At 65.9% G+C, this 14,777-nt stretch carries 12 protein-coding genes; 4 read left to right on the top strand and 8 right to left on the bottom strand.

Annotated elements, in window-relative coordinates; translation table 11 throughout:
* Positions 1–37 precede the first annotated feature (37 nt).
* Genes ACYVG8_RS12880 through rbsK form a run of 4 tightly spaced genes read right to left on the bottom strand, consistent with a single transcriptional unit; the run spans position 38 to position 3,776 of the window.
* Positions 38–976, bottom strand: a complete 939-nt coding sequence (locus ACYVG8_RS12880; RefSeq protein ID WP_233495262.1) for an ABC transporter permease — start codon at positions 974–976, stop codon at positions 38–40.
* Positions 970–2,472, bottom strand: a complete 1,503-nt coding sequence (locus ACYVG8_RS12875) for a sugar ABC transporter ATP-binding protein (protein ID WP_460745988.1) — start codon at positions 2,470–2,472, stop codon at positions 970–972. The genes ACYVG8_RS12880 and ACYVG8_RS12875 overlap by 7 nt, the downstream gene beginning before the upstream one ends.
* Before the next feature lie 9 nt (positions 2,473–2,481).
* On the bottom strand, positions 2,482–2,877 hold the full coding sequence (gene rbsD / locus ACYVG8_RS12870; protein WP_028499361.1) for a D-ribose pyranase: 396 nt from the start codon (positions 2,875–2,877) through the stop codon (positions 2,482–2,484).
* Positions 2,878–2,882: 5 nt separating this feature from the next.
* Positions 2,883–3,776, bottom strand: a complete 894-nt coding sequence (gene rbsK, locus ACYVG8_RS12865; protein WP_028499362.1) for a ribokinase — start codon at positions 3,774–3,776, stop codon at positions 2,883–2,885.
* 318 nt (positions 3,777–4,094) lie between these two features.
* On the opposite strand from rbsK, the gene ACYVG8_RS12860 reads away from it, so the two are divergent.
* From ACYVG8_RS12860 to darG, 3 genes are all read left to right on the top strand, one after another.
* The gene (locus ACYVG8_RS12860; RefSeq protein WP_028499363.1) at positions 4,095–4,961 is read left to right on the top strand and encodes a YicC/YloC family endoribonuclease; all 867 of its coding nucleotides are present in this window, start codon (positions 4,095–4,097) and stop codon (positions 4,959–4,961) included.
* A gap of 254 nt (positions 4,962–5,215) precedes the next feature.
* Complete coding sequence (gene darT / locus ACYVG8_RS12855) at positions 5,216–5,866, top strand: type II toxin-antitoxin system toxin DNA ADP-ribosyl transferase DarT (protein WP_460745987.1); 651 nt, start codon at positions 5,216–5,218, stop codon at positions 5,864–5,866.
* Positions 5,866–6,948 (top strand): type II toxin-antitoxin system antitoxin DNA ADP-ribosyl glycohydrolase DarG, encoded by a 1,083-nt coding sequence (darG, locus tag ACYVG8_RS12850; protein WP_460745985.1) that lies wholly within the window; start codon positions 5,866–5,868, stop codon positions 6,946–6,948. The genes darT and darG overlap by 1 nt, the downstream gene beginning before the upstream one ends.
* A gap of 66 nt (positions 6,949–7,014) precedes the next feature.
* On the opposite strand, the gene ACYVG8_RS12845 is transcribed toward darG, so the two are convergent.
* The 4 genes from ACYVG8_RS12845 to ACYVG8_RS12830 are packed head-to-tail and all read right to left on the bottom strand — an operon-like array spanning position 7,015 to position 13,587.
* Entirely contained in the window at positions 7,015–7,674 is a 660-nt protein-coding gene (locus tag ACYVG8_RS12845) for a 4'-phosphopantetheinyl transferase family protein (protein ID WP_460745984.1), read from the bottom strand.
* 32 nt (positions 7,675–7,706) lie between these two features.
* Positions 7,707–9,506 (bottom strand): ABC transporter ATP-binding protein, encoded by a 1,800-nt coding sequence (locus tag ACYVG8_RS12840; protein ID WP_460745983.1) that lies wholly within the window; start codon positions 9,504–9,506, stop codon positions 7,707–7,709.
* Complete coding sequence (locus ACYVG8_RS12835) at positions 9,503–11,332, bottom strand: ABC transporter ATP-binding protein (RefSeq protein WP_460745981.1); 1,830 nt, start codon at positions 11,330–11,332, stop codon at positions 9,503–9,505. Before ACYVG8_RS12835 ends, ACYVG8_RS12840 begins: the two co-directional genes overlap by 4 nt.
* A gap of 47 nt (positions 11,333–11,379) precedes the next feature.
* Positions 11,380–13,587, bottom strand: coding sequence for a TonB-dependent receptor (locus ACYVG8_RS12830; RefSeq protein WP_460745979.1), 2,208 nt, complete (start codon positions 13,585–13,587; stop codon positions 11,380–11,382).
* A 180-nt stretch (positions 13,588–13,767) separates the two neighbouring features.
* Between ACYVG8_RS12830 and ACYVG8_RS12825 the strand changes: the two genes are divergently transcribed.
* Complete coding sequence (locus tag ACYVG8_RS12825; RefSeq protein WP_460745978.1) at positions 13,768–14,655, top strand: helix-turn-helix transcriptional regulator; 888 nt, start codon at positions 13,768–13,770, stop codon at positions 14,653–14,655.
* Positions 14,656–14,777: the final 122 nt, after the last annotated feature.

The following is a 14,777-nucleotide window of genomic DNA, read 5'->3' as shown; positions in this document are numbered from 1 at the left end:
ATCTTTCTCGTGTTTGAATAAGGTTCCGGCCGGTGGCTTATTTGTGCCGCCGGTCCAGCAGTACGGCCAGCAGGATGACGGCGCCCTTGATGACCAGTTGATAGAACGACGATACGCCGAGCAGGTTCAGCCCGTTGTTCAGGACGCCGATCAGCAGCGCACCGATCAGCGTGCCGACGATCCAGCCGCGACCACCGGCCAGCGACGTGCCGCCCAGCACCACGGCCGCAATCGCGTCCAGCTCGTAGCCCATGCCGGCGTTCGGCTGGGCCGAATTCAGTCGCGAGGTCAGGATGACGCCGGCCATCGCCGACAGCGCACCGGTCAGCACATAGACCGAGGTCTTGACCGTGGACACGCGGACGCCGGAGATCCGGCTCGCTTCCTCGTTGCCGCCGATGGCATAGACATGGCGGCCGAAGGTGGTCTTGCGCGCAATGAACCACAGCACCGCAAACGACAGCAGCATCCACACCACCGGTACCGGCACCAGATGGGCGACATAGCCGCGTCCGAGCAGATCGAAGAACGGGCTGGAAATGCCGGTGACCGGCGTGCCGTTGGTCTGCGCCAGCGCCAGGCCGCGGAAAATGGTCATGGTCGCCAGCGTGGCGATAAACGGGGCGACACGGCCCTGGCAGATGATCAGGCCATTGGCCAGTCCCATCAGCGCGCCGGCACCGACGCCAAGCAGCGTGGCCAGGATCGGGTCCATGCCGGCCGACATCCAGCCGGCGCCGAGCACGGCCGACAGCGCCAGGATCGAGCCGACCGACAGGTCGATGCCGCCGGTCAGGATGACGAAGGTCATGCCGAAGGCGATCAGCGCATTGATCGACACCTGGCGCATCACATTGAGGATGTTGTTCAGGGTCAGGAAGTTCGGCGACAACGCCGACAGCACCACGCTGATCAGCGCCAGCGCGACCAGCGGCGCCAGTTTCTGCAACAGGTTACGGTTCTTTTCACTCAGCACTGGGTGTCTCCGGTGGCGGCATGCATGATGCGCTCCTGCGTTGCCGTCTGTGCGTCCAGGTCGGCGGCGATCCGCCCCTCGTGCATGACCAGGATGCGGTCGGACATCGACAGCACCTCGGGCAGTTCCGACGAGATCATGACAATGGCCACGCCGTCGGACGCAAGTTGATTGATGATGTGGTAAATCTCGGCCTTGCCGCCGATGTCGACCCCGCGCGTCGGTTCGTCGAGGATCAGCACCCGCGGACGGATCGCCAGCCACTTGGCCAGCACCACCTTCTGCTGGTTGCCGCCCGACAGCGCCCTGACCTCGAGGTCGGCGTCCCGGGTACGGATGTTCAGCCGCTCGATCATCCGCGCGACAAAGGATTTTTCCCTGGCCGCGGTGATCACCCCGCCGCGCGAGAAGCCGGCCAGATGGGTCAGCGTCATGTTTTCCCGCACCGACAGCCCGAGCACCAGGCCCTGGCTCTTGCGGTCCTCGGTCACGTAGCCGATACCGGCCGCGATGGCATCCGCAGGCGAGGCAATGTCGACCGGCTGGCCGTCCAGGTGGATGCGGCCGCCGTTCTTGCGCGTCACGCCGAACAGTGCGCGGACAATTTCGGTCCGGCCCGAGCCCATCAGCCCGGCAATGCCGAGCACCTCGCCGCAACGGACCGAGAAGCTGATGTCGGCAATGGTGCCGCCGTCGGACAGGTGTTCGACCCGCAGCCGCTCTGCGCCATGGCTGACCTCGCGCTTTGGATAGCGCTCACCGATCTCGCGCCCGACCATCATCCGCACCACATGGTCGAGATCGGTATCGGCAATGGCCTCGCAGCCGACAAACTGACCATCGCGCAACACCGAAATGCGGTCGCACAGGGCGAAAATCTCTTCCATCCGGTGCGACACGTAGACGATGCCGACCCCGGACGCGCGCAACTCGCGGATCAGGCGGAACAGCGCATCGATTTCGCGCTCGGTCAGTGCTGCCGTCGGCTCGTCCATGATCAGCACCCGCGCATCGAGCGACAGCGCCCGTGCGATCTCGACCATCTGCTGCTGACCGATGGACAGGCTGCCGGCCTCGCGGTCCGGGTCGATGCCGGTCACGTTCAGCCGTGCCAGCGCCGCGCTCGCCCGGCGGCGCATTTCGCCATGCCGCAGGATGCCGGTACCGGCAAAGGTCAGCTCGCGACCGAGAAACAGGTTCTCGGTCACGCTCAGTTCCGGAATCAGGTTCAGCTCCTGATGGATGATGGCGATGCCGAGCTTCTCGGCCTGGCGGGTGCCGCGCACGACGGCCGGCTGGCCATTGATGCGGATCTCGCCGGCGTCGGCGGCATGGATCCCGGTCAGGATCTTCATCAGCGTGGACTTGCCGGCGCCGTTCTCGCCCATCAGTGCGTGGATCTCGCCCGCATACAGCGAGAACGCCACATCGCGCAGCACCTCGACCGGCCCGAACGACTTGCAGATCCCGCGCATGTCTACCAGCGTTGTACTCACCCGCACTCCTTAGAACGTCGTGCCGGAGTACAGGATCACGTTCGCATACGGCGTGGCTTCGCCGGTGCGGATAATGGCGCGGGCGCCACGGGTGATCTGCTTGAACTCGCCATGCGGGACATGGGCAAGCGGACGGCCCTCCAGCATGGCGGTGGCGGTATGTTCCAGATCCCGGTTGTGCTGGCTGATTTCATTCGCCAGCAGAGCCCGTTCGACCTGCATGTCTTCCAGCACCACGGCCAGCGTGTCGAGAAATCCGGGCATGCCCGGCTTCAGCGCCAGGTCGATGCGCTCGACGCCGGGCGGCACCGGCAGCCCGCAATCGGCAATGACGATGTAGTCGGTATGGCCAAGCTCGGCAATGACCCGAGACAGCGCGGCATTCAGCGTTCCGTGCTTTTTCATCTGTTTCAGCTCCTTGAGGCGAGGAATTGGTCAAGCTCGGCCAGCGTGGGCATGCCGCCCTGCGCGCCGAGACGGGTGACCGACAGGGCCGAGGCAGCGCAGGCGCGACGGGCGGCTTCCCCGATGCCGAGGTGCCAGAACGTTGCCAGCGCCGCGTTGAAGGTATCGCCGGCGCCGGTGCTGTCGACAGCATCGACCTTGAAACTGGGCTGGTGGCGCAACTGGCCGGCCGCATCGCAATAGCTTGCGCCATCGACGCCGCGGGTCATGATCACCCGGCCCGGCAACCGCGTCAGCAGCTCGGCCAGATCGGCCTGTTCCCGGCCCAGCGAGCGGGCCAGCTCGAACTCGTTCGGCGTGATCAGGGTCAGGCAGTCCAGCAATTCGGTGTCGAGCGGCTGCGCCGGTGCCGGATTGAGAATGAACGGCTTGTCGTATTTGCGTGCCATGCGCGCGGCGGCCAGCACGGTGTCCATCGGCACTTCCAGTTGCGACAGCACGACGTCGGCATCACGGATCACCCGCTCGGCAGCGGCGACATGCTCGGGCCGCAGGCGATGGTTGGCGCCCGGCACCACCACAATGGCGTTGTCATGGCCGGCAACGGTAATCACCGCCACGCCGGTCGCCACGTCATCGGCGATGTCGATCCAGGTGGTGTCGACCTTCTCGGCCAGCAGGCGCGCCGACAGCTCGCGGCCGAACGCGTCGTTGCCGACACAGCCGATCAGTGTCACGTCGGCGCCCAGCCGTGCGGCGGCGACCGCCTGGTTGGCACCCTTGCCACCGGCGAAATTGGCGAAGCGTTCGCCGGTCAGCGTTTCCCCGAGCCCGGGGTAGCGCGGCGTCAGCACCACCAGATCCATGTTGATGCTGCCGACGACTACGATTTTCGGCATGTCTGCTCCTGAGTGATCCATCCGGCACCGGGGTCTTTCCCGCCCAGAACATCAAGGGCGCCAGCCATGCAGCTGCGCCCGCGTACCGGAATCAAGGGCGCGATTGTCCACACGGACGTCGCCAACACAATACCATCCGACGCATTGATACATTTTTCGTCGCCTACGCATAAGTTTTGACTCATACAGCAGTCGGGAAATCCCGTACGGATGGGAGGCCACTGGCAGTGTTATATTCCACCATGGCCACGGATGTCTGCCAGCCACAGCATTCCGGGCTCATCGACCCTGCATTCCCTTCCTCATGGAGCTTCTCCGATGATCCTCAGCATGACCGGATTCGCCGCTGCCAGCCGCGAATTTCCCGGTGGCCTGATCGCGCTGGAACTGCGCGCGGTCAACCACCGCTACCTCGACCTGCAGCTGCGCCTGCCCGAAGAACTGCGCGTGATCGAACCGCAGTTGCGCGAACAGATTGCCGCCCGCGTGACCCGGGGCAAGATCGAATGCCGCATCGGCATCAGCCAGGCCGCAAACACCGCGCCGCGAATGGAAATCGACCAGGACGTGCTGACCGGCCTGCTCGATGCCGTCGCCCAGCTGAAGCAGCGTGCACCCGGCATCCGCGACCTGTCCACCGGTGAACTGCTGCGCTGGCCCGGCCTGCTGTCCGCCAACGACATCGACGCCGAAAGCCTGCAGCACCTGGTGCTCGGCGCCGTCGGCCAGTTGCTGGACGACTTCAATGCCACCCGCGCCCGCGAAGGCGAAAAACTGAAGGCGGTGCTGATCGACCGGCTGACCCAGATCGAGGACATCGTCACCCGCATCCGCCCGCGGCTGCCGGAGATCCTCGCCGGCTGGCGCGACAAACTGACCGCCCGACTGGTCGAAGCCATCGGCAGCATCGACGACGACCGCCTGAAGCAGGAGTTCGCGCTGTTCGCACAGAAGATCGACGTCGACGAGGAACTCGCCCGGCTGTCGACCCATGTCAGCGAAGTACGCCGCATCCTCGGCAAGGGCGGCCAGGTCGGCAAGCGACTGGACTTCCTGATGCAGGAACTGAACCGCGAAGCGAACACGCTCGGCTCGAAATCGGTATCGACCGAAACCACTCAGGCCTCGGTCGAGCTGAAGGTGCTGATCGAGCAGATGCGCGAGCAGATTCAGAATATCGAGTAAGGGTTCCGCACGCGTCTCGCCAGACGCGCATGTCCCTCGGTCTGTGACCGCGACCGCCAGCCACACGCATGCTGCGTGAGCTGGCGGAGTGGTGGAATCGGCAGCAAGCCTGCACGACAATACGGCTGGCGCATTCATGACCCGACGTTCAGGTGGCATCGCGAAGGGGCCGGGCGCCAGTGGACGATTCCGTCCGCAGCGAGACCTGCCCAGGGGCAAAGCTCCGTCACAGGTCGATACCACGGAGGCAATCGATGGCCAGCCATTACCCCGGCCTGAATCCTCAAAAAGCGCTGATCTGGCGCATCGTCCACTGCAACAATCTGCCGTGGATTCTGGACAACGGCCTGCACTGCGGCAACAGCGCCATGCAGGCACCAGGGTGGGTGACGATCGGCAACCCGGAACTGAGCGACAGGCGCGCCCGCCATCCGGTGCCCCTGCCGCCCGGCGGCAGACTGAATGACTATATACCGTTCTATTTCACGCCATTCTTGCCCATGCTGCGCAATATCCACACCGGCTGGGGTGGCATCCAGAAACGGGCAAACGAGGAAATCGTGATTCTGGTGTCCAGCCTGCCGCATCTGGCGAATCTGGGCGTGCCGTTTCTGTTCACCGACAGTCATGCCTACTATCAGTGGGCAAACTTCTATTCGGACCTGGCTGATCTCGACCGGATTGACTGGCCGCTGTTGCAGCGACGGGACTTCAAGCGCGATCCGGAAGACCCGGCCAGATTCGAGCGCTACCAGGCCGAAGCGCTGGTTCACCGGCAGTTGCCAGTAGCCGGGCTGCTTGGCATCGTGTGTTACACCGGCACAGTGAAACAACGCATTGAGCAGGAAATTCAGACTCGCCGTCTGAGCCTGCCGGTTCATGCCCGTACAGGGTGGTATTTCTGATGATTACCTACACGCAAGGCAATTTGCTCGAAGCCCGAACCGAAGCACTAGTCAATACCGTCAATACCGTCGGGGTGATGGGCAAGGGCATCGCACTGATGTTCAAGGAACGGTTTGCCGAGAACTTCCGCCTGTACGCCGCTGCCTGCAAGGCCGGTGAAGTGCAGACCGGCAAGATGTTCATCACCGGGGTAAACGAACTGGACGGTCCGCGCTGGATCGTGAACTTCCCGACAAAGCAGCATTGGCGCGCCCCTTCGCAACTGGCCTGGATAACGGAGGGCCTGCAGGACCTGCGCCGTTTTCTGATCGAAAACAAAGTGAAATCGATTGCCGTCCCTCCGCTGGGAGCGGGTAACGGCGGTCTGGCGTGGGCTGCAGTGCGTGAACAGATCGAGGCCATACTGGCGGACCTGGATACCGAGGTACGGGTGTTCCAGCCAACCCTGCAGTACCAGAACGCGGCCAAGCGCGCCGGAGTGGAAAAGCTGACGCCTTCCCGCGCCCTGATTGCCGAGCTGGTGCGCCGCTACTGGGTGCTGGGCATGGAATGCAGCCTGCTGGAGATTCAGAAACTGGCGTGGTTTCTCGAGCGCGCACTCGAGCGCTGCAACCCCGGAGACAACCCGCTGAAACTCCAGTTCGTGGCACACCAGTACGGTCCTTACGCGAACCGGCTGGATCATCTGCTGAACGACCTGGATGGCAGCTATTTGCATTGCGACAAGCGCATCAGCGATGCCGACCCGCTCGACATCATCTGGTTCGATGACACGCGCAAGGACTGTGTGCACAGGTATCTGAGGGAGGACGCCAGGGCCTACACTGCTGCGCTGGAATACACTTCGGCATTGATCGATGGCTTCGAATCGCCGTTCGGCATGGAATTGCTAGCCACCGTTGACTGGTTGTTGACCCGGGAAGCCGCCCCCCCCACGGTGCCGGGCTTGCGGGAAGGCTTGCAGCACTGGCGGAGCAGCGCCAATGCCGCCGAACGCAAGAACCGCCTGTTTACTGACCGGATGCTGGGCATTGCACTGGAGCGGCTGACTCAGCATGCTCCGGTTACGGCATGCACCTGAGTTCTCCATTCCGGCCCCAGTCCCCGGCAATCCCCCTTCAGCCCTGCCCTCCGGTCAGGGCTTTTTTCATGCCGGTACGCAGACGGCGGTATGCACATGCGGCCCGACGAACGCATGTGCGACCGGAAGGCAGCGGCCCTGCGGCCAGTCCGGGCCCCAGTGCTGCGCCAGCCGCAGCGACAGCGCGTGGTCCTGCCAGCCGCTGACACAGGCGGCGGAAAAATCGACGAAGCGCCGCAGTTGCGGATACAGCGCCTTGTACAGTGCCTCCTTGGCCGAAAACAGCAGCGTCAGCGCCTGTGCCGGCGTCAGCCCCGTCAACTGCTCCAGTTCGCCGGGCATTGCCACCAGCGAACGAACCGCTTCCACCTGGTTCGCGCTCATGATCCGCTCGATATCCACGCCGAGCGCCGTGCATGCGCTGCACGGCGCCACGGCGGCCAGCGCGCCGTCCGCGGTATGGCTGATGCTGCCCAGCCAGCCCGCAGGCCAGACCGGCAGACCGTCATCACGCCGCGCCGGCCACGCGGCGTCCATGCAGCCGGCACGGGCCAGGGCACGCACGGCGCAATAGCGGCCGGCCAGGAATTCGTTGCGTCGCCGGGGCACGGCGTCCTGCAGCGCCACCGGCAACCGGGCCGCGAATGCGGCGAACGGCGCCTCGCCGGCAAACGACACCGCGGCCCACGACACGGCCTCGCCGGCCGGCAAGGGCAACAGCGGCACCGCCCGGTCCACGAATCCGCCCGGCGCCGGTTTCACTGTGGCGCGGGGCGGGCCCCGTCGGCTCGCCAGACCTTGAGCGACTGCTGGGCCGCCCACATGGCCGCATAGCGGGCGGAGCGTTTCAGCAGCTCGGCGTGGCGGCCCTGCACCGGCGGCAGGCCGGGGTCCAGCACCAGGATCTGGTCAGCCCCGGCAATGGTGGACAGGCGATGGGCGATGACGATGACGGTCTTGTCCCGCACCAGGGTATCGATGGCATGCTGCACGGCGACCTCGCTTTCCGTATCCAGTGCGGCAGTCGGTTCGTCGAGGATGACGACCGGCGCTTCCTTCAGCAGCGCACGGGCAATGGAGATCCGCTGCCGCTCGCCACCGGACAGGCGACCACCGATATCGCCCAGCCGGGTATGCCAGCCCTGCGGCAGGCGCTCGATGAAGGCCGTGCACTGCGCCTGGTGCAGGGCGGCCTGCACGGCCTCGTCGCTGGCATCCGGACGGGCCATGCGCACATTGGCCAGGATGCTGTCATCGAACAGGTAGACCTCCTGGAACACCACCGAGATCAGGCTGTTCAGTTCTTCTGCCGGGATCTGCCGCAGATCGACCCCGCCGAGGGTAATGCGACCCTGCTGGGGATCGAAATGGCGCATCAGCAGGCGCACGACCGTGCTCTTGCCCGCCCCCGACGGGCCGACAATGGCGGTCAGGCTTCGCGCCGGCACCGTCGCGCTGAAGCGGTCCAGTGTCTTGTCGCCCGCCCGGGGGTACTGGAAGGACACGTCATCGAAGTGCACGTCGAAAGCCCCGGGTCTGGCGACCGGCAACTGCTGCGGCAGCGGTTCGACCGCCAGCAGGGCATCGATCCGTTCCAGCGCCGACTCGATCAGGTCCAGCGCCATGGTGTAACTGACAAAAGTCGCCAGCGGTTCGGAGAAGCGCGCCACGATCACCATGACCGCGGCCAGCACGGCAAGGTCCAGCGTGCCCGTCACCACCCGGCTGACACCGATGGCCACCAGCAGCAGCAGACCGAGTTCAACCACGCTGACGGTCAGCACCTCGGCCTTGCTGCCCCGGCGATGAGCCTCGGTCTGGATCTGCTGCAACTGGCACAAGCCCGCCTGCAGTGTCGCCGCCCGGTCGCCGGCGCTGCAGGCAGCGCGCAGCACCGGCAGCCCCTGGGTGTATTCAACGAGATCGGCGCTGGTGCGCTGGTGCGCTTGCGCCAGTTGCCGCATGTGGCGGCCGGACGCCGGACGGCGCCAGCGGTAGAACGGCACGATGGCCGGGAACACCAGCAGCAGTGCCAGCCCCAGACGCCAGTCGACCAGCAGCGTCGCCAGGGCGGTCACCAGCGGCGTCACCGTGGCCAGCAGGATCAGATTGACCAGCAGCGGGGTGTAATTGAAGTGTTCGTCCACATTGCCGAGCAGCAGTGCGTTCATTTCCCCGGCGCGCCGATCCTGCAGCGACGCCAGCGGCATGCGCCGCAGCTGTTCGCCCAGCCGGCCGCGCAGCTGATGGGTCATGGACGCCAGCCGGCCGTTGTACTCGAAACCCTGCGCATGCCAGCGGAGCACGGTGGCGGCCAGGGCCAGTCCCGACATCAGCCCCAGCCAGAACAGGATGTCACCGGGCTCGCGCAAGTGGAAAACCGCAGCGAACAGCGGAAACAGGCAGGCCAGCGCCAGCCCCTGGACGACAGCGGCAGCGAGCAGGCCGGCCAGGCAGAGGCGCAGGGCCGGCGCCTGCCGGCCGGCGCTGCGCAGCAGCCGGTGATAGCTGTCCCGCCATGCGCCAAGGCGCGGCGAATGCCCGGTATCCGCTTTCATGAGAGGGTCTCCCCGGCCATGCCGGCCGGAAACGCCAGCGGGCTCGCCGGCAAGGTCCACTGGCGGGCCTGCCGGTAATGGCGCCATAGCCGGGCGTAGACACCGTCCTGCGCCATCAGGGCGGCATGGCGACCGGATTCGGCCAGGGTGCCGCGATCGAATACCAGGATCTGGTCGGCATCGCGGATGGTCGACAGGCGGTGCGCCACCATCAGCACGGTCTTGCCGCGCATCAGTGCCGACAGCGCGACGACCAGCGCCGCCTCGTTTTCCGGATCGGCAAACGCCGTTGCCTCGTCAAGTACCAGAATCGGGCGGTTCTGCAGGATGGCACGGGCAATGGTGATGCGCTGGCACTGTCCGCCGGACAGCCGGACCCCGCGCTCACCCGCCGGGGTGTCATAGCCGTGCGGCAGGGCGGAAATGAATTCATGCGCCTGGGCGGCGGTGGCGGCGGCCCGCACCTCGTCCATCGTGGCCTGCGGCAGGCCGAGGCGGATATTGTTGGCAATGGTGTCGGCAAACAGGAAGGTATCCTGAAACACGAAGGCGACCTGCTGCATCAGCACATCGGCGCGGATATCCCGCACATCGACTCCCCCCAGCAGCACACGACCGTCATCGACATCCCAGAAGCGCGGAATCAGCCGCGCCACCGTACTCTTGCCGGCGCCGGACGGGCCCACCAGCGCCGTCACCGTACCCGGCGGCACCCGGAAGCTCACGTCGCGCAATGCCGGTTCGCCGTGACCGGTCCGGTAGGAAAAGCCGACCTGGTCGAAGGTGATGCCGGCATCTGCCGGCTGCCGGCCCCGCGCCGGCTGCGGCTGTACCGGCAAGGCCATGATCTCCCGGATCCGTGCGGCGCTCAGCATCGCGCGGGCCACCATGTGCCGGAGCATCATCATCGGCATGACCGACTCGGCCATGCCGGTGCCCAGCAGCAGCACGGCGACCCAGGTGTCGGGGGCAAGCCGGTCGCCGGCGATCAGCCAGCAGCCCAGCCACAGCAGGACAATCAGCGTCGGCAGCGGGCCAAGGATGGCAAAGGAGAAACGCGCCGGAAATCCGGCCTCGCGGTACCAGCGGGTCAGCACGCCGTAATAGGCATCCAGCGCCCGCTGGAAACGGCCGAAGGCGACGTGGCCGCTGTCGAAGGTACGGACCACCGGCATGGCCTGGACGAATTCGATGATGGCGGCGCTGACCCGCTCGCGAGCCTCGTGGTACTGGCGCCCCATATCGGCGGCATTCCGCGTCGCCAGCATCAGGACCGCCATGCCGGTCAGCAGCACGGCCATCGCCGCCAGCGCCAGCCGCCAGTCCAGCCACAGCAGAGCCAGCGCGGTCATGACCGGCGCCACCTGCGCCCGTGTTCGCAGCGGCGTACTGTCGGCGACAAAGACATGCAGCGCCTTGACATCGTCCTGCATGACCTTGGACAGCGCGCCGGCGCCATGCCGATACACCTCGCCCAGCGGCAGTTGCGCCAGGTGCGCGGCGAGCCGGGCGCGCAGCACGGCTTCCAGCCGGAACGCGGCATAGTGCGACTGGTTGAACGCGTTCAGTCGCAGCAGATAACTGACGACGCCACAGGCAATGGCGCCGGACATCGGCAGCCACGGCCAGGCTTGCGGCTCGCGCAGCAGCGCATGGACCACCAGCGCCAGCAGCGCCAGTGACGCCAGCCCGGACAGCGTGCCCAGCGCGGACAGACCCATGGCCAGGCGGATCTGCCCGCGCACCGGCTGCATGAGGTGCCAGACATCACCGGCAGGAGACAGGCCATCGCCGCCGGCATCGGCGGACAGGGAGGATCGGGACATGGGGATTCCTCGTGCGCCCCGGCCGGCCTGCGGCCGGAGCATCAGGTTCAGAAGTGGTAGTTCAGACCGATACCGGCCGTCCGGCCGCGCACCGGCGAGCCAAAGGTGGCGGTGGCATTGTTGTAATAGCCGTAGAGGTCGTACTGCTCGTCCAGCAGGTTGTTGCCGTACAGATAGATTTCCGCATTGCCCGCCGTCAGCCCGACGCGCAGGTCGACCCGCCGGTAGCTGCCAAGATCGAAGTGGTTCTGCGGATCGGCCGGGCGGGCACCGACATACTGGTAGCCGAGCCGGGCATTGACCGCCGGCGACGGCAGGCCAAGGAAGGACGGCAGGGGTTTGCGGTACGACAGCGCCAGGTTGCCCCCCCAGCGCGGCACGTCCGGCGTGCGGTTGCCCGCCCGGACATCGCCACCGCTGACACCGAGGGCATCGCTGGTGATCGTGGCGTCGATCACACTCAGTCCGCCGGACAGCTCGAAGCCGTCGCCGAAGCGCCAGTACCCCTCGAGCTCGACGCCCTTGCTGTCACTGTCGGCGTTGACGGTATTGGTGGAATAGGTCTTGTAGTCGTAGCCGAGCAGGTGGGCATCCCTGACCCGGGTCGCGAACAGTGCCGCGTTCAGGCTGAAGCGGCGATCTGCCGATTCGGTCTTGAAACCGAGCTCGGCGGTATTCGACCGGGCCGGCTTGTACGGCTCGCCGCCGGCCACCGTCGCCGAGTAATCGCTGAAGCCCCCCGACTGATAGCCCCGTGACAGCACCACATACAGATTGCTCGCCGGCGTCAGCGCATAGGACAGCGCCACGCGACCGGTGGTGTAGTGGTCGTCCAGTTCGCGGTTGTCGCCGCTGCTGCTGCCCTGGGTATAGGTGGCGTCATACGACTTGCGGTCCCACGACTGCCGCAGCCCGCCGGTCAGCTTCAGGGCGTCGGTCAGCGGATAGGTCGCTTCGCCATAGACCGCGGAACTGCGAACGCGATAGCGCCGGTCCTGCCGGTAACCAGGCATATAGTAAGTATCAAAGTGCCGGTCGGCGTGCGACAGGTTCAGGCCGGCCACCCAGAACAGCGGCGCACCGGGCAGTGAGGACCAGCGCAGGTCCTCGCTCACCCCCCGCTGCGCCGACGAATCCTCCTTGACGCTTGCCTCCGGCGTCCCTCCCATCAGCGCCTGCATGATCCGGCGGTCGTAGCCTCCGACGGTAAAGAAATCGGTAGTCGTATAGGCCGTGATCGAGGTGATCCGGCTGGCGCCCAGGTCATGATTGAGCTCCAGCGAATAGCGCGCCATCGTCTTCTTGTCGTCGTCGAACAGATTCGGCGTGAAATCCAGCTTCGGCGGCTCGCCATACGGCCGCAGGATGGTCAGGCTCGGACTGCGCCTGATCTGCTGCCGCTCGGCGATCAGCAGCGCACTGGTGCCGGCGGTCACGTCCCAGAGCAGGCTGCCGCGGAACGCCAGATCACCGGGCTTGCTCAGCGGCTGGCCGGTCTGCGTATTGTCGACCCACAGGTCCGAACCGGTGTTGCGGATGGCGAAGCGACCGCTCAGTTGCCCGGACAGCGGCCCACTGATGACCGCCTCCTCGAGATGCTGCCGCTCCTGCCCGTATTCGACCCGGACATGGCCTTCCATTTCGCGCGTCGGCCGGCGGGTGGTCACATTGACGGCCCCGGCCAGGCTGTTGCCGCCGAACAGCGTGCCCTGCGGCCCCTTCAGCACCTCGACCCGCTCGATGTCCAGTGTGCCGAGCGACATGTTGCGCATCGACATCGTCACGCCGTCGACATTCAGCGCCACCGAGCCGTCGTCCATGCTGACCGCATTCAGCGAACCGACGCCGCGAATCATGACGTTCGCGGAATTGGGTCCGCCATTCGAATTGACATTGACATCCGGCATGCTGCGCAAGGCGTCATCCAGCGTCAGCAGATGGCGAACCTCCAGCTCCCTGCCACTGATGACGCTGAGACCGAAAGGAATGTCCTTCGCCCGCTCCACGCCCTGGCGGGCGGTGACGGTCAGGGCCGGCAGTTCGACCGGGACATCATGGCCCGCTCCGGCGTCGTGAGCGACCGGTTTGCCGCTCCCGTCACGCCCGGCCTGCACCGGAACCGCAACCATGTCCGGGGCCTCGGCCAGGGCAAGCCCGGAGGCCGGCAGCAGGGCCATCGACAGCGCCATGACTAGTGGATTTACACGCCACAATGTGCGCAGCTCCCCTGTTCCGCGGTCTGTTTGGCACAGCATGCAATTCATTCCTTTTGTGGCCGGGTGGCGCAGGCCCTTCCGGCGGAATCCCCGTCGGGAGCGAACTCCGCTCGACTGTCATTGAAAGAGCGCGAATAATAAAAGATTCTCATTTGCATTACCGCCCGGACCGGTCCAACTTGTGCCCGGATCGGTATGCCGCACAGGAGCTGGACACGCATGCCATCGCCGCAACCGCCTTCCACCTCGATATCGGCCCTGCTGGCCGGGCAGCCGGTCGGACACGCCACACCGGACACCGGCTGCCGGCTGCTGCGCATTGCGCTGCAGGACGGCGTCGACGTGCTGGTCTGGAAAGGCGAACTCCGGCAACCGATGACCGTGAACGTCCACGACGACTGGGACAGGATCCACTTCTCGTGCGCGCTTCAGGGCAGCTCCAGCTACTCGTTCCATGGCGGCTGCGGCGAGCTTGAGCACGCGCTGGCCGAAGGCGGCGGCTGCATCAACTACAACCCCGGCTGCCGGGGCCGTGCCAGCCACGCCGCAACGTTCGAGAGCGTGACCGTCTCGGTCCGGCCGGACCTGTTTGCCAGCTGGGCCCCGGAGCTGGAACGCTCGCTGAAGCAGGAACTCGGCAGCGGGCGCTGCTATGCGCCATGCGGCCACAATGCGGAAATGCGGGCGACGGCGCAGGGCTTGAGCCGGGCGCTGCACGTCATGGAACTGGGGGCGGATGACGGCGCCCGGCGCAGCCCGCTGTGGCTGATGGGGCAAAGCCTGACCCTGGTCGATCGCCAGCGCCTGCTGCGCGCAAGGGACCGCCTGCTGGGTGATCTCAGTCAGGCACCCACCATCGCCGCGCTGGCCAGGGAGGCCGACCTCAGTGTCCTCAAGCTGAAGCGCGGCTTTCGTCTGCTGTTCAACAACAGCGTCTACGGGCTGTTCCAGCAGGAGCGCATGCATGAAGCCCGCCGGCGGCTGTCGGCCCGCGACACCCCGGTAATGACGGTTGCATCAGATCTTGGCTACACCAATGCCAGCCATTTCGCAGCCGCATTTCAGAAGCAATTTGGCGTCAACCCGTCAACACTGAAACGGCGCTGACAGCAGACCGTCTGCGCCAGCCGGACGGCCCTTGCGGCCCGTTTCTCCTGCGGACCGATACGGGCCAGGGCAGGCCCGATCCGGGTGGAATCCCGTCAGGGAATAATTATCATTCAGCACCC

Source organism: Microvirgula curvata (genome assembly GCF_054781615.1).
The sequence above is the reverse complement of the archived record's forward strand: the minus strand, read 5'-3'. Positions and strand labels throughout refer to the sequence as shown.

Excerpts from the sequence above, each read along its gene's own strand:
- rbsD (WP_028499361.1), bottom strand. The coding sequence starts at position 2,877 with ATGAAAAAGCACGGAACGCTGAATGCCGCGCTGTCTCGGGTCATTGCC.
- rbsK (WP_028499362.1), bottom strand. The coding sequence starts at position 3,776 with ATGCCGAAAATCGTAGTCGTCGGCAGCATCAACATGGATCTGGTGGTG.
- ACYVG8_RS12860 (WP_028499363.1), top strand. The coding sequence starts at position 4,095 with ATGATCCTCAGCATGACCGGATTCGCCGCTGCCAGCCGCGAATTTCCC.
- darT (WP_460745987.1), top strand. The coding sequence starts at position 5,216 with ATGGCCAGCCATTACCCCGGCCTGAATCCTCAAAAAGCGCTGATCTGG.
- darG (WP_460745985.1), top strand. The coding sequence starts at position 5,866 with ATGATTACCTACACGCAAGGCAATTTGCTCGAAGCCCGAACCGAAGCA.
- ACYVG8_RS12840 (WP_460745983.1), bottom strand. The coding sequence starts at position 9,506 with ATGAAAGCGGATACCGGGCATTCGCCGCGCCTTGGCGCATGGCGGGAC.
- ACYVG8_RS12835 (WP_460745981.1), bottom strand. The coding sequence starts at position 11,332 with ATGTCCCGATCCTCCCTGTCCGCCGATGCCGGCGGCGATGGCCTGTCT.
- ACYVG8_RS12830 (WP_460745979.1), bottom strand. The coding sequence starts at position 13,587 with ATGCTGTGCCAAACAGACCGCGGAACAGGGGAGCTGCGCACATTGTGG.
- ACYVG8_RS12825 (WP_460745978.1), top strand. The coding sequence starts at position 13,768 with ATGCCATCGCCGCAACCGCCTTCCACCTCGATATCGGCCCTGCTGGCC.